The organism is Gordonia sp. J1A (assembly GCF_055393515.1).
The window spans coordinates 3,603,278-3,628,858 of the sequence record NZ_AP041607.1 but is presented as its reverse complement, the minus strand read 5'-3'; the positions used below and the strand labels follow the sequence as shown (position 1 = coordinate 3,628,858).

Sequence of the window (25,581 nt, the reverse complement as noted above, 5' to 3'; positions counted from 1 at the left end):
TTCGTTTCTCAGACATCGCGAGAAGGCTGGCAGAGACAGGTTACTCGTCAGTAAACGCAAGTCGGCGCCGACATGGCGAATAGTGCTGGAATCGAACACCTTTCGTTCACGTAGACGTGGAACCATCACGCCCATGACCGACAACAGCCCCCAGCCGCACCGCCGCGGCCTCAATCGACGCACCTTCCTCGCGGGCGCCGCCGCCACCGGCGCGGCCGCCGGCCTCGGAGCACTGGGATCCACCGCCCGGGGAGCCGGAACCGCCTCCGCGGCGTCCCGCTTCCCCCTCCCGTCGAAGGCGTCGAGCCTCCACGTCCTGGTGACCGGCGACGCGGGCACCGGCGAGAAGCCCCAGTACGCGGTAACCGCCGCCGCTCGGAGGATCCACGCGACCACTCCGTTCGACCTCGCCCTCGGTCTCGGCGACAACATCTACGAGACCGGCCCGAAGGGCCCGGACGACCATCAATTCACCACCAAGTTCGAGAAGCCGAACGCCGGTCTCGACTTCCCGTGGCTGATGACGCTCGGCAATCACGACAACACCGCCGTGTTCCCCGGCGACGGCGGCTGGCTGCTGCGCGGCGACGCCGAGGTGGCCTACCACCGGCGCTCCCGCCGCTGGTACATGCCCGCGCGCTATTACAGCGTCCCGCTCGGCGTCGCCGACGTCTTCGTCCTCGACATGAACCCCCTCGCCGCCTACATTCCGCCCTTCCTGTCCCCCGAGTGGGAGCCCGGCGGCCACTACATGACGCGCCAGGCGGCATGGCTCGACCGCGCGCTGCGGACTTCGACTGCACCTTGGAAGATCGTCTGCACCCATCACCCGTACGCGAACAACGGACCACACGGGCCGGCAGGCGACTTCGACGGCCTCCCGGCCCCGCTGAACGGCGTGGAGATGAAGCGGTTCATCGAGAAGCACGTCGCGGGCCGCGCGCACTTCCTGTTCTCCGGACACGATCACAGCCAGCAGGTCCTCGAGAACGTCTCCGGACTCAAGGGCACGCGCCAGATCGTGTCCGGGGCCGCGGCGAAGTCGGTGAACGGCCGCTCCGCCGGCCGCTTCCGGGCCAAGTACGAGAACTACCGCGACCGCGGATTCATGACGCTCGCGATCGATTCCACATCGGTGGTTCTGACGGCCCACGAAGTGGCCGCGAACGCGTCCGGGCCGACGGAGGCCTTCACCACGACGTACCGACGCTGACGTCGAAGTACCTACACCGCACAGTCCCGATCCATCGGACTTTTCGCTGAAAACCCCTCCCCCGACCGACTGACGGCGCTAGTTTCAAGCAATCCATCTCAGTCGTTCGTCGCATCTCGTCGCGGGTCGCCGACCAGGGGAGGCTTCAGATGTCCAAGCTCACGACTCGACGGATCCTGGCCGCCTCCGCCGTGGCCATCGTCGCCGCAGGCGCGTCAGCGGCACCGGCGCACGCGGCGTCGACTCCGGGGGTATCGGCGACATGCGCACCCGGTGAATCGGCCGATGCGAGCATCCGCAATCCGATCAACGGCAACGTCCTGATCCCGATCACCGCCGACTGCAAACGGGCGGCACCGGTCACGGCGGCACTGGGTGACGGGTTGCTCCGCCTGTTCGGTCAGGAACCGATCCTGCGGGACCTCAACCAGGCGATCGCCGTCGGTCCGGCACTGCCGACCAAGGCCTCCATCGCGGGCGGCGGGATCACCGCCGCGATCGCGGTCACCGGCGGTGAGGCGCATTCGCTCGCCAATGTGCTGAGCCTCGGTGTCGCCGCCGGTCTCCTCGGCGGAAAGGCCTCGGCCAATGCGACGGTGCTCGGAGCCTCCGTGGCGGTGGCAACGGTGACGGGCGCGCGCGCCGAGGCCACCGCCCTCCCCGCGGCACTCGCCTTCAGCACCGCCGACGCCCGCGGACGCACCACGACGACCACGGCGTTCGGCGGGGTCACCTCGGCGAGCAGTGGCAAGGGGCCCGGCAACGGCGCGATCTGTACGGCGGCCTTCGGCACCGCCGAGGTCCGCTCCGGAAACTCGGTGACCGACTCCTGCACCAGCGTGGGATTCCTGTTCCAGCGGACGCAGCACGACGACGGCCCGATCGCTCTCTCGGTCAAGAACCCGCTCGACGTGAGCCTGGTGAATCCCTTCGGCGAATCACTCGGCGACCTCATCGGTGTGGTCGGCTCGGTGGTCGACGTTCCGGACGCGGTGCACGATCTCCTCGGTGCGCGGATGGTGCCGCGCCTGAACAGCGATGTGGTCCGCGTCGTGATGGATCCCGCCCGGCCGCGACTGGAGACCGACATCCCGGCCTGGCTGCGCGGCGAGACGCGACCCAAGGGCCGTTAGCCTGCGGTGCCGTCGTCCGCCGAGTTCGCGGAGGCGGCACGCGCGCCGCGTCCCCACCGGGCGATCGCGACGCCCCAGAACGCCAGCCACAGGCTCATCCCGCCGACCTGGATCCGCTGGGCCAGTCCCAGCCGGTAGTCGCCGCCGAGCCGGTCGGCGGCCAGCATCCAGACGGTCGCGAGCACGACGACGGCGAAGACCAGACCGCCCCCGTAACGCAGCCACGCCCAGTCGCCCCGCCGCCAGGCCGCCAATGACGCCGCGACCATCGCCACGAAGATCGCGAACACCGCGAGCGAGCTCGTGAGGGCGTGAACGTGCTGCAACTGCGGCAGCAGGCCGCGTGACTCGGATGGGCACCCCGGGTCGCGACCGGCCAGACACTCGATCGGCATCAGCGCGTCGGCGATGGTCGACGCACCGAACGCGCCGATCGCCACCGCGGCGGTGATCGAGAACCTGTTGCGCACCAGCGACGGCGGCCAACCGAGGCCGAACGCGGCGAGCAGCGAGAAGACCCCGGTCAGCACGTCGCCAGTCACGTAGACATCGCGGTGCGGCATGTGGCCGCTGTCGAGCTCGGACAGGAACGAGCGCATCGGATCGAGTCCGGAATGCAGGAACAGGTCGAGCACCCACGACGAGTAGCAGACCCCCGCCAACACCAGCATCGCGCCGACGAAGGCGGATCTGGCTCGTAATCCGTGCACGACGTCGGAGTCTACCGAGGTCGGCGCCCGACCGGTTCGCGCCGAGTCCCGTCGACGGCCCCTCGAACGTTTACATCGGCTGATGGTAGCTTTCTGGACCATGTCACCTCGCGAACTCCAGAACGTCTATGTCCTGGGCGGTAACCGGATCCCCTTCGCTCGTTCCAACGGCGCCTACCTGGGCGAGACGAACCAGACGATGCTCACCGCCGCGTTGAACGGCCTCGTCGACCGCTTCGGTCTCCACGACGTACGCCTGGGCGGGGTGGCCGGCGGCGCTGTCGTCAAGCTCGCCCGCGACCACAGCCTCACCCGCGAAAGCCTTCTCGACACCCCGCTGTCGCGGGCTACTCCCACCGTGGACGTGCAGCAGCAGTGCGCCACCGGAGGCCAGGCCGTGGTTCACATCGCGAACAAGATCGCGTGCAGCCAGATCGAGTCCGGCGTCGCATGCGGTGCCGACACCACCTCCGATCCGCCGATCGGATTCGGTCCTCGGCTGCGCAACCGGCTCGTCCGGGTCAACGCTGCCCGCAGCCTCCCCGACCGCCTGCGCGAGGCCGTGCAGATCCCGCTGTCATTGGACTTCGACGTCCCCAGCCCCGCCGAGCGCCGAACCAACCTCGTTCCCGGTGCCGCCCAGGCGGTGACCGGCGCGGCGTGGAACGTCACTCGCGCCGACCAGGACCGCATCGCGCTCGACTCCCACCACAATCTGGCGCGGGCCTACGACGACGGATTCTTCGACGACCTGCTGACCCCGTTCGCCGGGCTCGCCGAGGACGACAACCTGCGACGCGGTCTGACCGCCGAACGGGTCGCGGCGCTCGCACCGTGTTTCGGCGGGCCCGACGGCACGATGACGCCGGCGAACTCGACCACGCTGACCGACGGGGCGTCGTCGGTCCTGATGGGCACGGCCGCGTGGGCGCAGAGCCGCGATCTGACCCCGCTCGCCCGGCTGGTGGACGCACAGAGCTGGGCGGTCGACTACGTGGACGGCGACCCGAAGACGCAGGGCGTGCTGATGGCGCCGGTGTACGCGGTCGACGAACTGCTGCGCCGCAACGGCCTCGCCCTGCAGGACTTCGACTTCTACGAGATCCACGAGGCATTCGCCTCTCAGGTGCTCTCGACGCTGGCCGCCTGGAACGACGATGAGTTCTGCCGGACGGCTCTGGGCCGCGACCGGGCACTCGGCGAGATCGACCGCAGCCGCCTCAATGTGTGCGGCGGCTCGCTGGCCACCGGTCATCCCTTCGGCGCCACCGGCGGCCGCATCGTCGCAACGGTCGCCAAACTCCTCGCCTCCCAACCGGGCTCGCGCGCGCTGGTCTCGATCTGCGCGGGCAGCGGCATGGCCGTCACCATGATTCTGGAATCGGCCGGCTGACCGACCGCGGTCGGCGGACGCGCTCAGCGGCTGCCCGACGGGCGGGCCTGCACGGCGGTCGCGCGACGGCGTGGCACCAGGCCGGCCCGCGCGTGCGCGACGATGATCTCGGTGAGCGCGGTCACGGCCGGCGACCGCAGCTTCCAGTACTGCCAGAACAGCGGTACGTCGACCGGCGTCTGCGACAGTTTCACCAGGTCTCGCCCGGTGTGCTCGTCGTCGAGATCCACTTCGGGAACCGCTCCCCAACCGATGCCGGCGGCGATGGCCCGCCGGTACTCCGCGGCCGCCGGAATGTAGTGGACGGGCGGTGAGATCGGTTCGGCGACGAGCTGTTTCAGCGTTTTGATCTGCAAATGGTCGTTGCTGTCGAACATCACCATCGGCGCGTAGCGCATGTCTCGGGCCCGTACGCCGTGGGGCAGCCAGTACTCGATGAACTCCGGCGAAGCGACCGCGAAGTACCGCAGGGAACCGAGTTCGATGGTCTCGCAGCCCCGCACACCGACCGGGTCGGAGGTGACGGCCCCGATCACGTCGCCCGACCGAAGCAGCGCGGTGGTGATCGACTCGTCGTCACGGTTGACGTCGATCGAGACGGCGTGCTCGCGGTGGAGTTCGGCGAGCACCGGAAGGAACCACGTCGCCAACGAGTCGGCGTTGCAGGCGATCGACAGCTCCACCCGCGGCAGATGCCTTGGGTCGCCGTCGAACTCCGGCGCGGTCCCGATCAGCGCGCCCCGGGCCTCGGCCACCAGGACCTCCCACTGTTCGCCGAGCCGGGCGAGCACCTCGCCGTCGACGGTCGGCGTCGCGGGCTTGGTGCGGCGCACCAGCACTCTCCCCACCGACTGCTCCAGCGCCTTGATCCGCTGGCTCACCGCGGACGGCGTGACGTGCAGCGATGCCGCCGCCGCCTCGAATGTGCCCTCACGGAGGACGGTGGCCAGCGTCACGAGTCCTTCAACCGGAAACTCCATATTAAGTCATTCTAATCTTTACTAAGAATCATTTGTTGGACTAATGAGGTCGACGTTCCTAGCGTGGACTCACGTGATCAGCACGTACCTTCTCGCCGCGCTCGCCGGCCTCGTGACCGGCGCCGGCCTCATCATCGCGATCGGACCGCAGAACATCTATGTCATCCGGCAAGGCGTGAGTGGTGCCTACGTACTCCCGGTGATCGCGGTCTGCGTGGTCTCCGACATCGTCCTGATCAGCGCGGGAACGGCGGGGCTCGGCGCCTTGGTCTCCGCTCATCCGAGCGCCGTCGCGATCGCTGAGTTCGTCGGCGGCGGCTACTTGCTCGTCTTGGCCGCCCTCGCCGCGCGGCGCGCTCTTCGCCCTGGCTCCGGACCCGCGCACTCCGGCTCCGGACGGACCGTGGGGCTGTGGGCTGCACTGGGCACCGCACTCGCTCTGACCTGGCTCAACCCCCACACTTACCTCGACACGGTTCTCACCCTCGGATCGATCGCCAACAGTCACGGCGGCGCCAAGTGGTCGTTCACGATCGGCGCATGCACGGCATCCCTGATCTGGTTTCTGATGCTGGGCCTCGGCGCCCGGCGGATGGCGCCGGTGTTCGCCTCTGCGCGCGCGTGGCGCGTCCTCGACACCGCGATCGCCGCCGTGATGGCCGCTCTCGGCGTGATGCTGATCGCCGGAGCCTGAGTCGCACGCAGCGCGCCAGACGACGTCGCTGTACACCTCTCCCCGCGCACCGGACGTCTCTAGACTCGGCTGTACAGGCGAAGTGAGGAGAAGTGAGATGACCGGACCGAACCGACCCTCCGACCCCGTCGTGATCATCGGCGGCGGGCTCGCCGGAGCGAAGACCGCCGAGCAATTGCGGGAGAACGGATACTCCGGCGGCGTGGTGCTGATCGCCGCCGAGCGCGTCGCACCCTATGAGCGCCCACCGCTGTCGAAGGAGTTCCTCGCCGGAAGCAAGTCGCTGCCGGAGTTCACCGTCCACGACGAGGCCTGGTACGCAGATAACGACGTCGACCTGAGGTTGGGCGTGCGCGCCGAGTCCGTCGACACCGCATCGCGGACCGTGCGTCTCAGCGACGGCGGTGCCGTCGCCTACTCCGCACTGGTGCTGGCCACCGGGTCGACGTCCGTGCATCCGCCGATCGACGGCGCCGACGCGGCGGGCGTTCACTATCTCCGCACCGTGGACGAGGCGTCCGCGCTTCTGGAGACCTTCGGCGAGGGCAAGCGGCTCGCGGTGATCGGCGGAGGCTGGATCGGCCTGGAGGTGGCGGCCGCGGCCCGGCGTCGCGACACGGAGGTGACCGTGGTGGAGGCCGCCGATCAGCCGTTGCGGGCCGCGCTCGGACCCGAGATCGGCGCTGCCTTCGCCGATCTGCATCGCGCGCACGGTGTCGATCTGCGCACCGGGCGCAAGGTCTCGTCGATCACCGTCGCCGACGGCCGGGCCACCGGCCTCGAACTCGACGACGGAGCGACCGTCACGGCCGACGCGGTCCTCATCGCCGTCGGAGCCCGGGCCGAGACCGGGCTCGCCGAAGCCGCCGGGCTCACGCTCGCCGACGGCGGGGTGGCCACCGACAGCCGGCTGCGGACCAGCGCAGCGGACGTGTACGCGGCCGGCGACATCGCCGCCGCCATGCACCCGATCCTGCGGACGCGGGTCCGCACCGAGCACTGGGCCAACGCTCTCAACCAGCCCGCCGTGGTCGCGGAGAACATCGTCGGGCGCGACACCGAGTACACCCGCATGCCCTACTTCTTCACCGATCAGTACGACCTCGGAATGGAGTACCGGGGCCTCGCCGAGGGCTACCGGCGCGTGGTGACGCGCGGCGACGTCTCCGGGCTGGAGTTCCTGGCCTTCTGGCTCGACGAGGCCGGAACCGTTCTGGCCGGGATGAACGTGAACATCTGGGACGCCGGCGACGACATCGCAGCCCTGGTGCAGGCACGGCGCCCGGTGGACGCCGCCGCGCTGGCCGACCCCGAAGTACCCTTGTCGAGCCTGATCTGACACCCGTTCTGCGCTCGTCCGCAGACCCTACCGAAAGGCCGACGCGGTGGACGCGACCATCTACTACAACGCGAGCTGCAGCAAGTCCCGCACCGCCCTCGACGCCTTGCGCGACGCCGGCGCCGACGTCACCGTCGTGGAGTATCTGACCGACACCCCCGACAGAGACGCACTCGCCGAACTGATCGCGGCCGCGGGCCTATCGGTGCGCGACGCGGTCCGGAGCGGGGAGCCGCTGTATGCCGACCTCGGTCTCGACGGAGCCGACGACGATGCGCTGCTCGACGCGATGGTCGCGCACCCGTCGCTCATCCAGCGGCCGCTGGTCGTCACTGACGCCGGGACCGTCATGGCGAGAACGCCGGAGAGTCTCCAGCGAATCGTCGAGGGTCTGCGCGGCCGCGAGTAACGTCGGCAGTCGTGACCGCGTCGAAGCCAGAGTCGAAGCCAGAACTGATCCAGACAGCCGCCGACGTTCGTATCGCCGCCACACGCGTCGGTGAGGGCCCCACCGTTCTTCTCAACGGCGGGCTCGGCATGCCGGCGGGTGTCTGGCAGTTCACCGGCGTGCCCGCCGCACTGGTGGAGGCGGGGTTCTCCGTCATCACCTACTCGGCGCGCGGACTCGTGCCGTCGTCCGCGCCGCCCGCGCCCTACTCGGTCCCGGAGATGGCCGATGACGCCGCCGCCGTGCTCGGCCACTTCGGGGTGGACGACGCCGTCATCGCCGGCTACTCGATGGGCTGCTACATCTCCCAGGTCCTCGCGTCGTCGTGGCCGGGACGGATCCGCGGTCTCGCAATGATCGCCGGGCTTCGGTCGTCCGCCATCGGGGAGATGGTGAACGAGATGGAACTCGGGCTCATCGAGCGGCTCGGTGAGATCCCCGAAGCGGTCACCGTCTTCGAACAACTGATGACCACTCTCGGACCGGGCATGCTCGGCGACGACCTGACCGTCCGCGCCTGGCGCGAGGTGCTGACGGCGGGCGAGCCGGTGTGGGCGTCACCGGACGGCCTCAAGGGCCAGCTCTCGGCGTCTCACGGATGGATGCTGGCCAAGGAGCCGACGCCCGAACGCCTCGCCGCGATCGACGTTCCGGCGCTCGTCGTCGCCTACCAGCACGACGTCTTCTTTCCGCCGTCGGGCAGTCGCGAAGCCGCGTCGCACATGCCGATCGCCGACTTCCACGAACTCGACGGACTCGCGCACGGCGGGCTCATGCTCGACCCCGATCGCCGCGCGACGGCCCTGCTGGTCGAGTTCTGCCGCAAGGTCACGGCGTCGTAGCCGCGCGGCTCCGTTCGGGGAGTGCGGCTCTCAGACCTTGTGCCCGTCCCACTCGTGGTCGTGCATGAAGGCCTCCGCGAGGCCCACCTTGTACCGGAATCCGTGACTCAGGATCGCCATGTAGGCCGGAATCAGCATCAGCGCGGGCAGCCGGTCCTCGGAATCCCAGATCACGTCGCTCGCCGCACGGAAGTCGCGCACGAACTGCCGCAGGCTGCGCCCACCGCGGCTGGACTTGCGCCAGCCGTAGAGGGTCATGCCGACGCCGATCATTCGAGTGCGGTTCTCGGGCGGGCTGATGATCTCGGTGTTCTCGCCGAAGAACGCGCGGTCGAGGCGATTCTGCCTGGTGTACATCATGATTCCGCTGGTGCCCCGCGGATTGCATTCGATCGTGTACAGCCCCTTCTCGGGGTGGTCGATGAAGTCGAGTCCCATGTGGCCGGTGAAGTTCACCGACTTCGCGAAGCGCTGCACCCAGTCGAGGATCGGCTGGTGATCGACCTGCGTGAAGGTCAGGCACGAGCTGCCGTCGATGGCGTAGTCGACGGGATAGGTGGCGTGGGCGAAGACCTCGCCGTCGCGGCACACCGAGTAGGTGCAGTACCGGTCGCCCTCCATCCATTCCTGGGCGATCCACGGGTTGGTCTCGTCGTAGGTGAGGAAGTCGAGGGATTCGCCCGGCTGCGCCTTGTAGACCTTCTGCGAGCCGCGGGAGTACGTCTGCTTGATGGCGAAGGGCGTGTCGAAGTCGAGCCCTACCGTGTCCTGCGCCGAGGCCAGCTTCTTGAACTTGAGCGTGGGAAAGCCCCGCTCCACCAGCGCCTCCTGGAAGGAGAACTTGTTGTGGAGCATGTCCTCCACCTCGAACGGCGACAGGAACAGCTCGCATGTCGGCGGGAACAGACCGGCCATCATCGAGAGGATGTCGGTCTCCTCGTGGATGGGGATCACCATGTCGATGCCCTCGGACTTGACCAGTTCGGCGATCTCGCGGCAGTACTCCTGCGGCTTGAACTTGGGCGGACTGACCCGATGGAACGACGAGACGGCGTTCGAGAAGCGGCTCACCGTGATCGGGAGGCTGTCGCACGTCGACACCGTGTGCCCGGCAGCAGCGAACTGTCGCGCCAGGTTGAGCGTCAGAAACGACCTGCCGAAGGTGATGAGGACATGTTTGCGCGTACCGGAGACCACAGATACAGAGTAGACAAGTGAACAAGCCTCACGTGTAGCGTGTTCTTACCGAGTACTCATTCACGACTCAGGGGATTCTTCGTTGTACGTAATCGGGATCATTGCGGCGTCGATGGCCGCGGTGGCCTACGGAGTCTCGACCGTGCTCCGAGCACTCGGCGCCCGCCGGGTCGCGGTGGAGCAGCGGGAAGAGGGCAAGGCCGGGGTCGGCGGCGACAACTCGCCGTCGGTCGAGTCGACCTTCTCCACGCTCGTCGATCCCGCGTTCATCCTCGGGACTGTCATGGTCATCGTCGGCTTCGCGGGCGGCGCCGTCGCCGCGCGTTTCCTGCCGCTGTTCCTGGCTCAGTCGATCGTGTCCGCCAACCTCGTCGTCACGGCACTGCTCGGAACACTCCTGCTCAATATCGTTCTGCACACCCGTGACTGGGTCGCGATCTGGCTCGTGGTGCTCTCCCTGTTCCTGCTCGGCGTGTCGTCGTCCCCGGGCGTCAAGGACAGCGCGTCGATGACCTTTCACTGGGGTCTGCTGATCGCGACCATCCTGCTGTGCACCGTCTCCCTGGTCGGCGTGTACCGGGGCGGTAAGTTCGCCGCGCCGATCGGCGGTGCCGGCGCGGGGCTGCTGTTCGGCGTGATCGCGTGTTCGGTCCGGGTGCTCGACGGCCTGGAGAAGTTCGACATCCTGACCATCCTGGGTGACCCCGCGGCGTGGTCGATCGCAATCGCCGGAGCGATCGGTTTCTACGTGCAGACGGTGGCGCTGCAGGTCGGTGCCGTCAGCGGCGTGACCGCGATGCTGGTGGTCGGTGAGACCGCGGGCCCAAGCATCATCGGCGTGGCCTTCCTGGGCGACAGCGCACACCCCGGTCTCGGCTGGCTCGCGGTGGTCGGCTTCATCGGCGCCGTGGTCGGCGCGGTCCTCGTCGCCTGGTACGGCACCGGCGACCCCGACCACTTCGGGGAGGCCCCGCCGGAGAAGGGCGGATGGCGCCGCGGCCGCGAGCAGGTCGACGACGCGGACCGCTGACGCGTCCTCAGCAGGTCGCGGAACGGCTCGGCGAGGACGCCTGCGCCCAGAACCGCTTCGGGATCCGGCCGGCATGCGCGGCCAGGTATCCGGCGACGACGGCGTGGCGCATGGCCGCGGCCATCGCCGCCGGGTCGTCCGCGCGCGTGACCGCCGAGGCCAGCAGGACGGCGTCGCAGCCGAGTTCCATGGCCAGTGCCGCGTCGCTCGCCGTCCCGATGCCGGCGTCGAGCACCACCGGCACCTCGGCCCGCGCGACGATCATCTCGATGTTGTGCGGATTGGAGATGCCGAGCCCGGTCCCGATCGGCGAGCCCAGCGGCATCACCGCGGCCACCCCCGCGTCTTGCAGACGCAGAGCGAGGACCGGGTCGTCGTTGGTGTACGCGAGAACCTGAAAGCCGTCGGCGACCAGCGCCGATGCGGCGTCCACCAACTCGAGCGGATCGGGCAGCAACGTGCGGTCGTCGGCCACCACTTCCAGCTTGACCAGATCCGTCTCGCACGCCTCACGGGCGAGCTGCGCGGTCAGTACCGCCTCGGCCGTGGTGTGACAGCCCGCCGTGTTCGGCAGGACCGCGATTCCGAGGCGACGCAGCAGGTCGAGCACACCGGTCCCGGACTCCGGACTGATGCGGCGCATCGCCACCGTCGTCAGCTCGGTTCCGGAGGCGATCAATGCGCGTTCGAGCACAGCGAGATTCGGCGCGCCGCCGGTTCCCGTGATGAGCCGCGAACCGAACTCGCGGCCGGCCACGGACAGCGGCGGCACCTCCCCGACCGGTGCCTGTGCTGTGTCAACCACCCTGCACCGCCGTCAGGATGTCGATCTCGGCATACGCACCGAGCGGTCGGTCCCACTCGGCTTTGGGACGCACCACCCCGTCCACGGCCACCGCGACTCCGCAGTCGGGCAGGTCGAGGTGGGCCAGCAGCCCGGTGACGGTCGGCGCGTCATCGAAGGTGACGGTGTCGCCGTTGACGGTCAGTTCCATGTCGGCTCCCTGTTGTCGGTGCTGTCAGTTGCGATCGGATCCACCCGCGAGTCCGGTCCCCGCCGATCCGGCGGTCGGAGGAGGGCGCCCACGCGCGCCGCGGTCCACGGGGCGAGCGCGATGCCGTTGCGGCCGTGCCCGGCGGCGACGAGAATCCGCTCGTCCACCCGCCGCACCACGGGCACACCGTCCGGCGACGACGGGCGGATCCCCGCGCCCGCCTCGGCGAGTTCGTAGGTGCGCAGTCCCGGCATCAGCTCGGCGGCGTCGGCGAGCAGATCGCCCACCCCGCCCGCCAGCGGCATCCGATCACCGTCGTCGTAGGCCTCGTACTGCGTGGCGCCCACGACCACCCCGTCGTCCCTCGGCACCAGGTAGAGGGCGCGCCCATGCCAGCGGGCCCGGATCACATGCGTCGGCGGCGGCACCGACCAACGTGTGCGGCGCAGTCGAAGGATCTCGCCCTTCTCACCGCGGAGTTCCACGCTCGGCAGCAGCCTGCGGGAACCGAGGCCGGCCGCGACCAGCACCTGATCCCCGGGGATCGTCGACAGATCGGTCACCCACCCGCGCTCCCAGATCACTCCGCGGCTCTCGAGCGCGCGTTGCAGCGCGGCGATCAGCCGCCGGTTGTCGAGCGACCCCTCACCGACCGCGTGAAACCCTCCGGCCACGCCGCGCACCAGCGCGGGTTCGACTGCACGCAGCTCGGCCGGTGTCATCGCGGGCAGCCGGTCGGCGTCGCCGGGCGACGTGGACAGCCCGAACCGCACCTGTGTCCGCAGGTGCTCCAGGTCGGCCGGCGCGGCACCGATCAGCAAGCTGTCGGCGGCCGTCCGCACGGTCGGATCGCCGAGTCGTTCGAGCAGGGCGGGCCATCGCGCCACCGAGTCCCGCGAGATCGCCAGCAGCCGGTCCTCGCCGGGATGTCCTTCTGCGAAGCAGCCGAGCATGCCGCCCGCGACGTGCGCGGCCCGCTCCTGCGGTCCGGCGTCGAAGACGCGCACCCGCCATCCGCGGTCGGCGGCGGACAGGGCGCACGTGAGGCCGACGACGCCGCCCCCGATCACCGACAGTTCACCGAGCCGCTCGGTGCTATGTCCCCTCGGGGAGGCGAACTCTTCGCCGGATGCGCTTTCACCAGACATGACGTCAGCCTTCCTTCGCCGGCATGACCCGGATCAGGTGTGACGGTCAGCGCCGGCGCAGCGCACTCTCAGCCCGGCGGACCTCCGGACTCCCGTGTCGATAACGCCTCACAGTCTACCGCCCGGCATCGGCGACTACGGTGTCGGTCATGGATGCCCGCACTCGTCTCGCCACCTCCCGCCTGTACCTGTGCACCGACGCGCGGCGCGAGCGCGGCGACCTGATCGACTTCGTCCGGAGCGCTCTCGCGGGCGGCGTCGACATCGTCCAGCTGCGCGACAAGAATTCGCCCGGGGAACGCGAGTTCGGCGAGCTCACCGCCGTGCAGGAGCTGGAACTGCTGCGGCGGCTGCGCGAACTGACGCACGCCGCGGGTGCGCTGCTGGCCGTCAACGACCGGGCCGACGTCGCGGTCGCGTCCGGCGCCGACGTCCTCCACGTCGGCCAGGACGATCTGCCGCCCGCCACCGCCCGGCGCATCGTCGGCCCCGACGTGGTGATCGGCCGCTCCACGCACACCGTGGAGCAGGCGCTCACCGCCGATGCCGATCCCGACGTGGACTACTTCTGCACCGGCCCGTGCTGGACGACGCCGACCAAACCGGGCCGGGCGGCCACCGGACTCGAGTTCGTCAGCGCGGTCGCCGCGGCGCGGCCCAGCAAGGCGTGGTTCGCGATCGGCGGCATCGACCTGCCCCGCGTTCGAGAGGTCACCGACGCGGGCGGCGAGCGCATCGTGGTGGTCCGGGCGATCACCGGTGCCGCCGATCCCGCGACCGCCGCGCGCGACCTCCGGACGGCTTGCCTTTCCGGCACGGCGGAGTAAGCTGCTTGCCATCATGACGTGGAAGCTTCTTGTAGCCCGCCGCAGCGGGGTCTGATTCGACCGACCCCCCGCTGCGGGGTTGTCGTCTCTCCACATCTCTGAGCTCGTCGGTCATCGAATCTTCGACCGAAATGAAGGCTCCCGATGCGTTCCATTCAGATCCTGCCGACATCCTGTACCCGTAACGGATACGACCGTCCGCAGCAGTCCCGCTCCTCTCGGCGACTGCCGAATTGGTTTCCACGGGAGGCGGCCGACATGACCACTTCGAGTTTCGACCAGACCTACGCACCCGCCGGCGACATCGCGTTGGAGGCGATCACGATCGAGCCGGGTCGCGGCGACACCGTCACCTGCCGCGCACGGATCAATCTCGGCCGACGATGCCACGACGTCAGCGCCACCGCGGTCGGCGCCATCGGCGCGATGACCGAGGTGCTGTACGCACTGGGCGCGGGCGTCGAGATCGTCTCGCTGTACCAGCATCAGGAGGACGGCGAGACCGTCACCTACCTGCTCTGCGAACGCGATCTGCACCGGAGTTGGTCGTACGGCCGGGGCCGCACCGGCGACGAGGCCACCATCAACGCGCTGATCGCGGGAGCCAATCAGCTGGCGTGAGCTCGCTCAGGTGGGCCCGAGCTCGGGCGGGCCGGACTCAGGTGAGCCGGGCCAGCAGCCCCGGCCACGCCTTCGCCAGACCGGGATGCAGCGGCAGCTCGGCCACCGACTCGGCGGGCACCCAGCGCAGTTCGGCGGACTCCCCGTTGCCGACCGTCGCGACCGGCGAATCGGCCTTGGCGATGACCGTCGTGTAACTCCACTCCGGCGCCGAGTGCGTGACGATCGACTCGATCACCGCGACGTCCGACTCAGCGATCCCGGCTTCCTCGTGCGCTTCACGCACCGCGGCCTGTTCCACGCTCTCGTGCGAGTCGCGGGCACCGCCCGGCAGCCCCCACGTGCCGCCCTGATGCGACCACACGGCGCGATGCTGGAGCAGCACCACGACGCCTGAGTCGGCCGGCGCGCACAGCAGCAGACCCGCCGCCCCGAAGCGTCCCCAGTAGCGCGCACCGTCCGCACCGAATACCCAGCCGTCACCGTCACCGCGCACCCTGCGACCTCCTGCACCGACCCACCGACTTCAGATCGGCTTCTCTGACGAATCACCGTACCGGGCTGTCCGTCTACTCGCAGCCGCGCCGACTAGGGTTGAGCGCAGCACATCCGAAAGGGACAACTCGTGGCCGGCCAGGTTTACCGAGTGCGCTCGGCACTCACGCATGCGGGCCGCAGTGTGCTGCCCGACCGTGGCGCGCCGAGCCCCACTCTGCGCCAGGTGATCGCCGACCGGCGCGAGATCGCCGCCATGACCCGCGAGCGGGTCTCGTCGCCGTTGCTGACGATGCGCTTCTACGCGACCACCACGCCCGGCAAACTCGTCATCATCCTGCTCGCGATGGTCCTCGCATGCGGTCTCACCGGCTGGTACTCGTCCGTCTCGCTCACCGAGCGAAGCCAGACCCTCGAAGCACTCGTCGACCGCGCCGAGCCGCAGGCCGAGGCCGCCGAGGTCCTCTACAGTTCGCTGTCGGTGGCCGACGCCGCGGCCAACTCCGCGTTCATCTCCGGCGGCCGCGAGTCCCCCGACCTCCGCGCGGAGTACACCGACTCCATCGCGACGGCGTCCTCCGCGCTCATCGCCGCCGCGGACGGACTGTCCACGGCGGCGGAGGTGTCCGAGCGCGACAAGCCCTCGCGTGACGATCTCGACACCATCGCCACCAACATCCCGGTGTACACGGGCCTCATCGAGACCGCACGCACCAACAACCGGCTCGCGAACCCCGTCGGATCGGCCTACCTCAGCGAGGCCTCGTCATTGATGATCGAGACCATCCTGCCCGCGGCGCAACGCCTCTACGAGGACCGGTCGTCGGCGATCTCCGACCCCCAGCGCACCCTCACCGTCCCACCGTGGGGCGTCTACGTGGCGCTGCTGATCATCATCGCGATGCTGATCGTCACCGGACGCTATCTGGCCCGGCGCACGCGGCGCCACTTCAACATCGGTCTCATCGGCGCGCTCACCGCGATGATCCTCGGCACGGTCTGGCTGCTCATCTCGGGACTGCTGTCGGTGGCCGCGGCCAACACAGCGAAGACCGCCGGTGCCGATCCGCTGCACACGCTGACCACCATGCGGATCCTCACACAGCAGGCGCGGTCGGCCGAGACGCTGTCGCTGGTCCGCCGGTCCGATCCGGGAGAACTCGACGTCGGCTTCAGCAAGGATCTCGAGGAGATCCACGATCACGCCGACCAACTCGCGAACGACCCCGACCACGCCGACGACCACGGCCTGACGCAGCCGCTCACCGACGTCCAGTCGGCGCTCGAACGTTGGCGCAGTGCCCACGAGGAGGTGGGCCGTCGGCTGGCGAGCGGTGACTACACGGCCGCGCGGGCCCTGACCATCGGCAACGGCAAGATCAGCACCGCAACCGGATACAACGAGGTCAACGACGCGCTGGTCAAGGCGATAGGCCAGGCGCGCACCACGTTCCGCGACAACATCAGCACCGCCCAGCGTCTGCTCGGCTTCACCGGCACGGGTATCGGCGTGCTGTGCGGGGTGGCCGCCGTGGCGGTCGCGATCGGCCTGTTCCCCCGGATCCGGGAGTACCGATGACAGCCTCCGCGTCCGCCCGCCGCCTGATCGTACTGCTGTGTCTCATCGCGTCCGGCCTCACCGCATGCGCCACCGTGACCAGCACCCCCAGCGAGCCGCCGTCCACCACCGCGCACGCGCCGTTCCCGCCCGACGTCGGTTTCGGCGCGCAGCCCGACGCGCCGGCGCCCGACTCCGACTGCGCCACGATCGCCGGACTCCGGCCGGGACCGCTGCCCGAACCGCGGCAGATGCCGCCCGGATCGACGATGGACCGGATCGCCAAGCGCGGACGGCTGATCGTCGGCACCGACCTCGGCAGCAATCCGCTGAGTTTCCGCGATCCGATCACCGGCGACGTCAAAGGATTCGACATCGACGTCGCGCACTGGATCGCCGAGGCGATCTTCGGGGATCCGAATCTGATCGAGTACCGGATGATCACCAACGAGAACCGAATCCAGGCGCTGGAGAACGGCGCGGTCGACGTCGTCGTCAAAACGATGTCGATCACGTGCGATCGGCTCAAGTCGATCGACTTCTCGGTGCCCTACTACGCCGCCGCCCAGCAGATCCTCGCGTACCGCAATTCGGGTATCTCACAGGCATCCGATCTCGCCGGGAAGAACGTCTGCGCCACTCGCTCGTCCACTTCCATCGCGCGTGTGGAACGTGCTGTTCCGAGCGCGAAATATCTCACCACCGCGAGTTGGGCCGACTGCCTGGTGATGATGCAGCAGGGGCAGGTGGACGCGATCACCTCGGACGACTCCATACTCGCCGGGATCGCCGCGCAGGACCCGTGGGTCCACGTGGTCGGCGACAGCCTCGGAACGGAGTACTACGGAGTGGGGATACCCAAGGGGCAGGATGACTTCGCGCGATTCATCAACGGCGTGATCGCGGCCCGCGAGGCCGACGGCAGCTGGCAGCGGTCCTACGACGAGTGGCTGTCGATCCTCGGGCCCGGATCCCCGCCGCCGACGATGTACCGGGATTGACGTGATGAGCGATATCAAGAAGAAGCGCAACAAGAACGGCGACGCCGAGCCGGTCGCCACCGAGGCGACCGCGCTCCCGGCCGAGACGCAGGCCTCGGCAGTCGAACCCGCACAGACCGAGGCCTCCGAGTCGGTCCAGACACAGGCGGGCACCGTCCCCGCGCCGATGGGCGCTGTCGGGGACACCGCGCCTACGGCGACCGTCACCCAGTCGACGCAGGTGCGGCGGATCCTCGACGACATCGCCGCCTCACGCAGGAAGAGCCGCAAGAGCGCCCACGTCCACGACCGCCGCCTCGGCAGTGAACTGGTCCAGCTTCCCGAGATCACCGACATCGACCCCGCGGACGCCGTCCTGGCCGACCCGGTGATCGCGCCGAGCAAGCGCAAGTGCTGGAACTGCGGCGAGCCGGTGGGCCGGAAGTCGGGCCGCGGCAAGGGACCGCTCAGCGGCACCTGCTGGAACTGCGGGTCGCGGTACTCGTTCGTCCCCGGTCTCAAACGGGGCACGATGGTCGCCGATCAGTACGAGATCGCCGGCGCGATCGCGCACGGCGGCATCGGATGGATCTACCTGGCTGTGGACCACAACGTCTCCGACCGCCCCGTCGTCCTGAAGGGCCTGCTGAACTCGTCGGACTCACAGGCTCAGGCGGTAGCCATCGCCGAGCGGCAGTTCCTCGCCTCGGTGAACGATCCGGGCATCGTGAAGATCTTCAACTTCGTGGAGGGCGTCACGGAGGACGGGCGGTCCGTCGGCTACATCGTGATGGAGTACGTCGGCGGTCACACTCTCAAACAGCTGACCACCAACGAGGACGGCACCTCGTCGCTGCTCCCGATCGAGCAGGCGATGGCCTACATCCTCGAAGTGCTCTCGGCCGTCGGATACCTGCATTCGGTGGGCCTGGTCTACAACGACGTGAAACCCGACAACATCATGATCACCAGCGATGAGGTCAAGCTCATCGACCTGGGTGCGGTGTCCGCGATCAACGGGACCGGGCATCTCTACGGCACGCCCGGGTTCCAGGCTCCGGAGATCGTGCAGACGGGCCCGCAGATCGTCACCGACATCTACAGCATCGGCCGCACACTGGCCGTCCTCACCGTCGACATGCCGATGGCCGACGGCCGATACCTCGACGGACTGCCCGACCCGCGAACCACTCCGCTGTTCGTGGAGAATCCGTCGTTCTACTTCCTGCTGCACCGGGCCACATCCCCCGACCCCGCCGAACGCTTCTCGTCCGCGGAGGAGATGACCACGCAGGTGCTCAACGTGCTGCGGGAGACCGTGGCGCTGCACACCGGCGTCCCCCGGCCCTCCATGTCGACGGTCTTCACCCCGCAGCGCTCGACGTTCGGCACCGAACTCCTGCTGGCGCCCGTGGACGGCTTCTTCGACCCGAAGGACGCGGCGATCCACGACCCCGCCGACATCGCGCGAGCGCTGCCGGTGCCGCTCGTGGACCCGACCGATCCCGCCGCGAGCGTCCTGACCTCGGCCGCTCTCTCGTACCCGCGGCAAACGCTCGACACCATCCGCGCCGCGCGCGCCGACGGGTACAAGGCGCTCATCGCGACGGACGACGCCGACGACGGCGCCGGACCGCAGCACCCGTCGATGGAACTCGACCTCGCCGAAGCGCGCGCCCATCTGGAGCTCGGCAATCTCGACACGGCGCTGCAGTTGCTTCGGGAGGTCGCGGTCCATCACGGGGACTCGTGGCGGCTGCACTGGTATCTGGGCATCTGCTCGCTGCTCAACGCCGAGCCGGAACTCGCCTTCGACCGCTTTCACGAAGTGCTGGAGGCGATGCCCGGTGAGGTGGCGCCGAAACTGGCGGTGGCGGGCACCGCCGAGCTGATCGGTTACTGGCTCTCCGCCGAGGAGTACACCTCCAACGACCAGATGGCGCAGGTGGAACGCTGGTACGAGATCGCGCGGCAGAACTATCACGATCTGTGGCTGACCGATCACAGCATCGTGTCCGCAGCTTTCGGGCTGGCCAGGATGATCCTGGCGGAGGGACGGTACGACGCCGCCATCGAGCCCCTCGACGAGGTACCCACCACGAGCCGGCACTACGGCACCGCGCAGATCTCGGCGATCATCACCCTCGTCCACGGTCGCCCGCCGAGCGAGGTGACGAGGTCGGAGCTGTTCGAGGCGGCCGAGCGCTTCGAAGAGATCAGCTGGGACGATCCCCGGCGCGGCCGCCTCCAGCTCATCATCCTCGGCACGGCTCTCGGGTGGATCGACGCTCACCTCGACGAGGACTATCCGGCCGACGACTTCCTCGGTTTCCCGTTCAACGAGCACGGTCTGCGGGCCGGAACCGAACGCTCTCTCCGCGAGCTGGCGAAGGCGACCCGCGACAATCGCGCCCACCGTTTCCTGCTGGTCGACCTCGCGAACCTGATCCGGCCCGCCACCCTGTTCTGACCGCCGCAACTCCCCAGGCTCGTTGAGCGCCCCCAGGCTCGTTGAGCACTTCCTCCCAGGCTGGTTGAGCGAGCGAAGCGAGTCGAAACCACCGCACCCACCCCCACGCTCGTTGAGCACTTCCTGCAGGCTCGTTGAGCTCGTCCTCCCCCAGGCTGGTTGAGCGAGCGCAGCGAGTCGAAACCACCGGCACCGCACCCACCCACCGCACCCGCCCACCACACCCACACCCCTCTTCGGAGGGTGGCCGCACCGGACTGTGATGTGGATCATGTGACCATGACCACGAACACTGAGCTCTACCGCAGCAGCCGCGACCAGATGATCGAGCTGATCCACGATTACGACCGCGCCGTCCGCGAGTTCCGCTGGCCGGAGATCACCGGCACGTTCAACTGGGCCATCGACTGGTTCGACAGCTTCGCCCGCGGCAACGACCGTCTCGCTCTGTGGATCACCGAAGAGGACGGGTCGGAGGTCAGAGTCACGTTCGACGAGATGGCCACGAACTCCGATCGCGTGGCGACGTGGCTGCGGGGTCTCGGCATCACGAAGGGCGACCGCATCGTCCTGATGCTCGGCAATCAGGTGGAACTGTGGGAGCTGATGCTCGCGATCATGAAGCTCGGCGCGATCGTGATGCCGACGACCGCGGCTCTGGGCCCGGCCGATCTCACCGACCGGATCAAGCGGGGCGGCGCGAGCTGTGTGATCGCGAACGCCGCGGACACCGCCAAGTTCGACACCGTCGAGGGCGACTATCGGCGCATCGTGGTCGGCGACGACGTCGCCGGCTGGACGTCGTACGCCCACAGCGCCGATGCCGAGTCGGCCGGACCGTTCGAGTCGACCACCCTGGTGGGCGACCCGATGCTCATCTACTTCACCTCGGGCACCACCAGCCGGCCGAAGCTGGTGGAGCACTCGCAGATCAGCTACGCCGTCGGCCATTTCACGACGATGGCGTGGATCGGCGTGAAGCCGGGCGATGTCCACCTGACCATCAGCTCGCCCGGCTGGGCCAAGCACGCGTGGAGCCTGTTCTTCGCGCCGTGGATCGCGGAGGCGACGATCTTCGTCTACAACTACTCACGGTTCGACGCCGCCGCCCTCATGGGGCAGCTGCGACGGGCCCGCGTCAACACCTTCTGCGCCCCGCCGACGGTGTGGCGCATGCTGATTCAAGCGGATCTGGGAGAACGGCCGGAGGGGCTGCGCGAACTGCTCGGCGCGGGCGAACCGCTGAACCCCGACGTGATCCGCCAGGTCGAACAGTCGTGGGGTCTCACGATCCGCGACGGCTTCGGGCAGACCGAGACCACGCTCCAGGTCGGCAACACACCCGGCCAGCCGGTGAAGGCGGGTTCGATGGGCCGTCCGATGCCAGGCGTTCCGGTCACGCTCGTCGATCCGCTGACCGGTGAGGTCTCCGACGACGGCGAGATCTGTCTGGACCTCGCCCGGCACCCGATGAACCTGATGACCGGTTATCTCGGGGATCCGGAACGCAACGAGCAGGTGATGGCCGGCGGCTACTACCACACCGGCGATGTGGCGCACCGCGACGAGGACGGCTACATCACGTACATCGGCCGCACCGACGACGTCTTCAAGTCGTCCGATTACAAGGTCTCGCCGTTCGAGTTGGAGAGCGTGCTGATCGAGCATCCCGCCGTGGTGGAGGCCGCGGTGGTTCCGCAACCGGACGACACCCGTCTCGCGGTGCCGAAGGCCTACGTCGCACTCGCGGAGGGATGGGAGCCCACCGCCGAGACCGCGAAGACGATCATGGAGTACGCCCGGGACCATCTGGCGCCGTATCTGAAAGTGCGCCGCGTCGAGTTCTTCGAACTCCCGAAGACCATCTCCGGGAAGATTCGACGTGTGGAACTGCAGCAGCGCGAAGCCGCGTCGCATGCGGCGGGAGAGGAGATCGTCACCGAGTTCCGGTACGAGGACCTGGTCGTGTGACTCTGCCGGGGTGCGGGAGTTTCGACTCGCTCCGCTCGCTCAACAGGCCTGAGGGGAGAGTCGGTCAACCAGCCTGGGGGTGGGAGTCGCTCAACCAGCCTGCGGGGGAAATCGGTCAACCGGCCTGTGAGGTAGAGCCGGCGACAGCGACGGCCTGGCGGGCGATGGCGAGTTCTTCGTTGGTCGGCACCACGAGGACCGTCACCTCGGAGGATTCGGTGGAGATGACACGCGACTCACTGCTGCGGACCGCGTTGCGTTCGGCGTCGATCTCGATGCCGAACTTCTCCAGCCCGGCCAGCGAATCGGCGCGCACCGCCGCCGCGTTCTCCCCGACTCCGGCGGTGAACACGATGGCGTCGGCGCCGCCCAATTCGATCAGATACGCGCCGATGTACCGGCGCAGTCGGTGCAGGTACACGTCGTAGGCCAGGCGCGCCGCTGCGTCGCCCGCCTCGACCCGCTCGAGAATCGCGCGGAAGTCGTTCTCCCCGCACAGCCCCTTGAGCCCGGATCGCTTGTTGACGAGCGTGTCGATCTCATCGACCGACATCCCGCCCACCCGCGCGAGTTGGAAGACGATCCCGGCGTCGATGTCTCCGGTACGGGTGCCCATCACCAGCCCCTCGAGCGGCGTCATCCCCATCGTGGTGTCGACCGGGCGCCCGCCCGCCACCGCCGACATGGAGGCGCCGTTGCCCAGATGCAGCACGATCTGGTCGACGTCGGCGTAGTCGCGCCCCAGGAACTCTGCGGCCCGGCGCGAGACGTACTCGTGGCTGGTGCCGTGGAAACCGTAACGCCGCACCGCGTACTCCTCGGCCACGGCGGCGTCGAGCGCATAGGTGGCCGCCGCGTCGGGCAGGTCGTGGAAGAACGCGGTGTCGAAGACCGCGACCGCCGGCACGTCCGGCAACAGTGCCGACACCGCGTCGATGCCGACGAGATTGGCCGGATTGTGCAGCGGGGCCAGTGGGCAGATCCGCTCGATCTCCGAGCGCACCACATCGTCGATCAGAGTCGGCTCGAAGAACGAGCGCCCGCCGTGCACCACGCGATGGCCGACCGCCGCGAGCCCCGAGTCGGCGACGTCCACACCGTCGGCGGCGAAGAGTGCGAGGACCCGCGCGATCGCCGCCTCGTGGTCGGCGAGCGTCTCCTCGACCTCCACGTCGTGACCGCGGTACCAGTGCTTGATCCGCGACGCCGACTCCCCGATCCGCTCGGCGAGCCCGTCGGCGATCACCTCTTCGGTCACCGGATCGAGGACCTGGTATTTCAGCGACGACGACCCGGCGTTGACCACGAGCACCGTCCCGTCGATCGGTGTGCGGCTCATGCGTCGCTCCCGTTCTCTTCCCCGCCCGGGGTCTCGGTTCGCGGTCCCCGCTCCGTGGCGGCGAGGGCCTTCTTGATGTTCTGCGCCTGAATCGCGGTGATGGCGACGGTGTTGACGATGTCGGAGACGAGTGCGCCGCGAGACAGATCGTTCATCGGCTTGTTGAGTCCCTGCAGCACCGGGCCGATGGCGATCGCACCGGCGCTGCGCTGCACCGCCTTGTACGTGTTGTTGCCGGTGTTGAGGTCCGGGAAGATCAGCACCGTCGCGCGCCCGGCGACCGGCGAATCGGGCATCTTCGCCGCCGCGACCGAGGGTTCGATCGCCGCGTCGTATTGAATCGGCCCCTCCACCAGCAGTTCCGGCGCTCGCTCGCGAACCAGCTCGGTGGCGGTGCGGACCTTGTCGACGTCCTTGCCGGAGCCCGACCCGCCCGTCGAGTACGAGAGCATCGCGACCCGCTGCTCGATCCCGAAGGCCGCGGCCGTCTGCGCCGACGACACCGCGATGTCGGCCAGTTCCTCGGCCGTCGGGTCGGGAACCACCGCGCAGTCACCGTAGGTCAGAACCCGATCGGCCAGGCACATGAAGAAGACGCTCGACACCGTCGACACCCCGGGCACCGTCTTGATGATCTCGAATGCCGGCCGGATGGTCTGGGCGGTGGTGTGCACGGCACCGGACACCATGCCGTCGACGCGGCCGGTGTGCAGCAGCATGGTGCCGAAGTACGACTCGTCGCGCACCACTTCAGAGGCCCGTTCCAGCGTCATTCCCTTGTGCTTGCGCAGTTCGGCGTAGATCGGCGCGAACTCCTCGGCGAGCTCCGAGGTCGCCGGGTCGATGATGTCCACCTCGGACAGGTCGACGCCGAGCTCGTTGGCGCGGCGCCGCACCGAGTCCGGGTCGCCGAGCAGCGTCAACTCCGCCACACCGCGACGCACGAGCCGGTCGGTGGCCCGCAGGATCCGATCGTCGCCGCCTTCGGGCAGGACGATCCGCTGACGGTCCGACTTGGCCTGCGCCAGCAGCTGGTACTCGAACATCTGCGGGGTGACCACCTCCGGTGTGTGCAGATCGAGTTCGGCGAGCAGGTCCTGCGGGGAGACGTACCGTTCCATCAGACTCATCGCCGCGTCGATCTTGCGGACCGACCCGCTGACCATCGCGCCTCGGGTATGCGCGGCGATCCGCGCCGTCTCATAGGTTCCGTGATCGCACGCGATGATCGGCAGCGTCGGACGGAGCCCTTTGACCAGGGCGTCGATCATCGGGTGCGGTCGCAGACCGCCGTTGATGATGATCCCGGACAGCCGCGGAAAGCCTTCCGCCGCATTGGCGTTCACCAGGGCGAGCAGAACGTCCGACCGGTCCGCCGGTGCGATCACCACCATCGACTCGCTGAGCCGCTCGAGGATGTGCTCGACGGTCATGCCGCCGACCATCACCTCCAGCGCCTCGCGTTCGAGCAGGTCCGCCTCGCCGGAGTACAGAACTCCGTCGAGCGCTTCGCAGAGTTCGGCCATCGTCGGCGCCACCAGGAGCGGCTCGTCGGGCAGCGCCCACGTCCGCACGTCCACCGATCCGAGCGCGGCCGCCACCTCGAGCAACCGGTCGGGATCGCAACGGTTGGCGACCACGCCGACAGTGGTGGCGTGCGCGGCCTTGATGTCGGCCATCAGCATCTCGGCGACCGCCTTCACCTCCTGCGGCTGGCGCTCGAAGGCCTTGACCACCAGGATGATCGGCGCCGACAGATTGGCCGCGATCCGCGCGTTGAAACTCAGTTCGGACGGCGAGGCGACGTCGGTGTAGTCGGATCCGATCACCAGGACGTTGTCGCATTGCTCGGCGACGGTGTGGTACCGGTCGACGATCTCGGCGACGGCGGCGTCGGGGTCGGCGTGCACGTCGTCGTAGGTGACGCCGATGCACTGCTCGTAGGGGATGTCGACCGACGCGAACTGGTGCAGGAGGTCGAGGATGTAGTCGTGTTCGCCGGCGGCGGCCCGAGAGATCGGCCGGAAGACGCCGACCCGTCCGCCCGCAGCCGTGAGTACGGCGAGCACCCCCAGCGCGATCGTGGATTTGCCGGTATCGCCTTCCGCCGACGCGACGTAGATGCTGCGGGCGCCCGTGCCAGTCATGCATCCGAGCGTAGTCGGTCGGGACGCATTGCTCGGACCGGCCGCCTCCGG

23 protein-coding genes and 1 riboswitch are annotated in these 25,581 nt (G+C 68.8%); of the genes, 14 read left to right on the top strand and 9 right to left on the bottom strand.

Annotation, left to right across the window (positions count from 1 at the left end; genetic code table 11):
* The first annotated feature begins 133 nt into the window (after window positions 1-133).
* Together ACZ5QD_RS16875 and ACZ5QD_RS16870 are read left to right on the top strand one after the other, a co-directional pair.
* Window positions 134-1,213 (top strand): metallophosphoesterase, encoded by a 1,080-nt coding sequence (locus tag ACZ5QD_RS16875; protein ID WP_006896999.1) that lies wholly within the window; start codon window positions 134-136, stop codon window positions 1,211-1,213.
* Between the two features lie 149 nt (window positions 1,214-1,362).
* Window positions 1,363-2,346 (top strand): hypothetical protein, encoded by a 984-nt coding sequence (locus ACZ5QD_RS16870; RefSeq protein WP_464366954.1) that lies wholly within the window; start codon window positions 1,363-1,365, stop codon window positions 2,344-2,346.
* On the opposite strand, the gene ACZ5QD_RS16865 is transcribed toward ACZ5QD_RS16870, so the two are convergent.
* Window positions 2,343-3,017, bottom strand: a complete 675-nt coding sequence (locus ACZ5QD_RS16865) for a DUF998 domain-containing protein (RefSeq protein ID WP_062366204.1) — start codon at window positions 3,015-3,017, stop codon at window positions 2,343-2,345. The two genes, ACZ5QD_RS16870 and ACZ5QD_RS16865, sit on opposite strands and share 4 nt — an antisense overlap.
* Window positions 3,018-3,156: 139 nt before the next feature.
* On the opposite strand from ACZ5QD_RS16865, the gene ACZ5QD_RS16860 reads away from it, so the two are divergent.
* Window positions 3,157-4,449, top strand: coding sequence for an acetyl-CoA C-acetyltransferase (locus ACZ5QD_RS16860; protein WP_006897002.1), 1,293 nt, complete (start codon window positions 3,157-3,159; stop codon window positions 4,447-4,449).
* 23 nt (window positions 4,450-4,472) lie between these two features.
* On the opposite strand, the gene ACZ5QD_RS16855 is transcribed toward ACZ5QD_RS16860, so the two are convergent.
* The gene (locus ACZ5QD_RS16855; protein ID WP_006897003.1) at window positions 4,473-5,429 is read right to left on the bottom strand and encodes a LysR family transcriptional regulator ArgP; all 957 of its coding nucleotides are present in this window, start codon (window positions 5,427-5,429) and stop codon (window positions 4,473-4,475) included.
* 43 nt (window positions 5,430-5,472) lie between these two features.
* Between ACZ5QD_RS16855 and ACZ5QD_RS16850 the strand changes: the two genes are divergently transcribed.
* From ACZ5QD_RS16850 to ACZ5QD_RS16835, 4 genes are all read left to right on the top strand, one after another.
* On the top strand, window positions 5,473-6,123 hold the full coding sequence (locus ACZ5QD_RS16850) for a LysE/ArgO family amino acid transporter (RefSeq protein ID WP_006897004.1): 651 nt from the start codon (window positions 5,473-5,475) through the stop codon (window positions 6,121-6,123).
* Window positions 6,124-6,220: 97 nt separating this feature from the next.
* Complete coding sequence (locus ACZ5QD_RS16845) at window positions 6,221-7,462, top strand: NAD(P)/FAD-dependent oxidoreductase (RefSeq protein WP_464366953.1); 1,242 nt, start codon at window positions 6,221-6,223, stop codon at window positions 7,460-7,462.
* Window positions 7,463-7,508: 46 nt separating this feature from the next.
* The gene (gene arsC, locus ACZ5QD_RS16840; protein WP_006897006.1) at window positions 7,509-7,871 is read left to right on the top strand and encodes an arsenate reductase (glutaredoxin); all 363 of its coding nucleotides are present in this window, start codon (window positions 7,509-7,511) and stop codon (window positions 7,869-7,871) included.
* Window positions 7,872-7,882: 11 nt separating this feature from the next.
* On the top strand, window positions 7,883-8,752 hold the full coding sequence (locus tag ACZ5QD_RS16835) for an alpha/beta fold hydrolase (RefSeq protein ID WP_006897007.1): 870 nt from the start codon (window positions 7,883-7,885) through the stop codon (window positions 8,750-8,752).
* 30 nt (window positions 8,753-8,782) lie between these two features.
* On the opposite strand, the gene ACZ5QD_RS16830 is transcribed toward ACZ5QD_RS16835, so the two are convergent.
* Window positions 8,783-9,949, bottom strand: coding sequence for an ATP-grasp domain-containing protein (locus ACZ5QD_RS16830; RefSeq protein WP_278125930.1), 1,167 nt, complete (start codon window positions 9,947-9,949; stop codon window positions 8,783-8,785).
* Between the two features lie 82 nt (window positions 9,950-10,031).
* Between ACZ5QD_RS16830 and ACZ5QD_RS16825 the strand changes: the two genes are divergently transcribed.
* Entirely contained in the window at window positions 10,032-10,979 is a 948-nt protein-coding gene (locus tag ACZ5QD_RS16825) for an EamA/RhaT family transporter (RefSeq protein ID WP_222110865.1), read from the top strand.
* A gap of 7 nt (window positions 10,980-10,986) precedes the next feature.
* On the opposite strand, the gene thiG is transcribed toward ACZ5QD_RS16825, so the two are convergent.
* The 3 genes from thiG to ACZ5QD_RS16810 all read right to left on the bottom strand — a co-directional run bounded on the left by thiG (window position 10,987) and on the right by ACZ5QD_RS16810 (window position 13,122).
* On the bottom strand, window positions 10,987-11,784 hold the full coding sequence (gene thiG / locus ACZ5QD_RS16820) for a thiazole synthase (RefSeq protein ID WP_433820256.1): 798 nt from the start codon (window positions 11,782-11,784) through the stop codon (window positions 10,987-10,989).
* Window positions 11,777-11,974, bottom strand: coding sequence for a sulfur carrier protein ThiS (gene thiS / locus ACZ5QD_RS16815; protein WP_222110866.1), 198 nt, complete (start codon window positions 11,972-11,974; stop codon window positions 11,777-11,779). The genes thiG and thiS overlap by 8 nt, the downstream gene beginning before the upstream one ends.
* On the bottom strand, window positions 11,965-13,122 hold the full coding sequence (locus ACZ5QD_RS16810; RefSeq protein ID WP_433820255.1) for an FAD-dependent oxidoreductase: 1,158 nt from the start codon (window positions 13,120-13,122) through the stop codon (window positions 11,965-11,967). Before ACZ5QD_RS16810 ends, thiS begins: the two co-directional genes overlap by 10 nt.
* Window positions 13,115-13,228: riboswitch (TPP riboswitch) on the bottom strand. It overlaps the preceding gene by 8 nt.
* 43 nt (window positions 13,229-13,271) lie before the next feature.
* Here ACZ5QD_RS16810 and thiE point away from each other — a divergent pair.
* Window positions 13,272-13,949, top strand: coding sequence for a thiamine phosphate synthase (gene thiE, locus ACZ5QD_RS16805; RefSeq protein ID WP_433820254.1), 678 nt, complete (start codon window positions 13,272-13,274; stop codon window positions 13,947-13,949).
* A gap of 258 nt (window positions 13,950-14,207) precedes the next feature.
* Window positions 14,208-14,570 (top strand): hypothetical protein, encoded by a 363-nt coding sequence (locus tag ACZ5QD_RS16800; protein ID WP_039867667.1) that lies wholly within the window; start codon window positions 14,208-14,210, stop codon window positions 14,568-14,570.
* A gap of 37 nt (window positions 14,571-14,607) precedes the next feature.
* Here the strand turns inward: ACZ5QD_RS16800 and ACZ5QD_RS16795 are convergent, their stop codons facing one another.
* On the bottom strand, window positions 14,608-15,066 hold the full coding sequence (locus tag ACZ5QD_RS16795; RefSeq protein WP_006897015.1) for an NUDIX hydrolase: 459 nt from the start codon (window positions 15,064-15,066) through the stop codon (window positions 14,608-14,610).
* A gap of 129 nt (window positions 15,067-15,195) precedes the next feature.
* On the opposite strand from ACZ5QD_RS16795, the gene ACZ5QD_RS16790 reads away from it, so the two are divergent.
* The 4 genes from ACZ5QD_RS16790 (at window position 15,196) to ACZ5QD_RS16775 (ending at window position 22,044) form a co-directional block, all read left to right on the top strand.
* Window positions 15,196-16,644, top strand: a complete 1,449-nt coding sequence (locus ACZ5QD_RS16790) for a hypothetical protein (protein WP_006897016.1) — start codon at window positions 15,196-15,198, stop codon at window positions 16,642-16,644.
* Window positions 16,641-17,624: a glutamate ABC transporter substrate-binding protein gene (locus ACZ5QD_RS16785; protein WP_222110868.1), complete on the top strand. Its 984-nt coding sequence runs from the start codon at window positions 16,641-16,643 to the stop codon at window positions 17,622-17,624. The genes ACZ5QD_RS16790 and ACZ5QD_RS16785 overlap by 4 nt, the downstream gene beginning before the upstream one ends.
* Before the next feature lie 4 nt (window positions 17,625-17,628).
* Window positions 17,629-20,073: a serine/threonine-protein kinase gene (locus tag ACZ5QD_RS16780; RefSeq protein WP_062366344.1), complete on the top strand. Its 2,445-nt coding sequence runs from the start codon at window positions 17,629-17,631 to the stop codon at window positions 20,071-20,073.
* Between the two features lie 279 nt (window positions 20,074-20,352).
* On the top strand, window positions 20,353-22,044 hold the full coding sequence (locus ACZ5QD_RS16775; protein WP_006897019.1) for an AMP-binding protein: 1,692 nt from the start codon (window positions 20,353-20,355) through the stop codon (window positions 22,042-22,044).
* Between the two features lie 115 nt (window positions 22,045-22,159).
* Here ACZ5QD_RS16775 and ACZ5QD_RS16770 read toward each other — a convergent pair whose 3' ends face one another.
* Together ACZ5QD_RS16770 and pta are read right to left on the bottom strand one after the other, a co-directional pair.
* Window positions 22,160-23,383, bottom strand: coding sequence for an acetate kinase (locus ACZ5QD_RS16770; RefSeq protein WP_006897020.1), 1,224 nt, complete (start codon window positions 23,381-23,383; stop codon window positions 22,160-22,162).
* A complete protein-coding gene (gene pta, locus ACZ5QD_RS16765) occupies window positions 23,380-25,530 on the bottom strand; it encodes a phosphate acetyltransferase (RefSeq protein WP_222110869.1) in 2,151 nt (716 codons plus the stop codon). Before pta ends, ACZ5QD_RS16770 begins: the two co-directional genes overlap by 4 nt.
* Window positions 25,531-25,581: the final 51 nt, after the last annotated feature.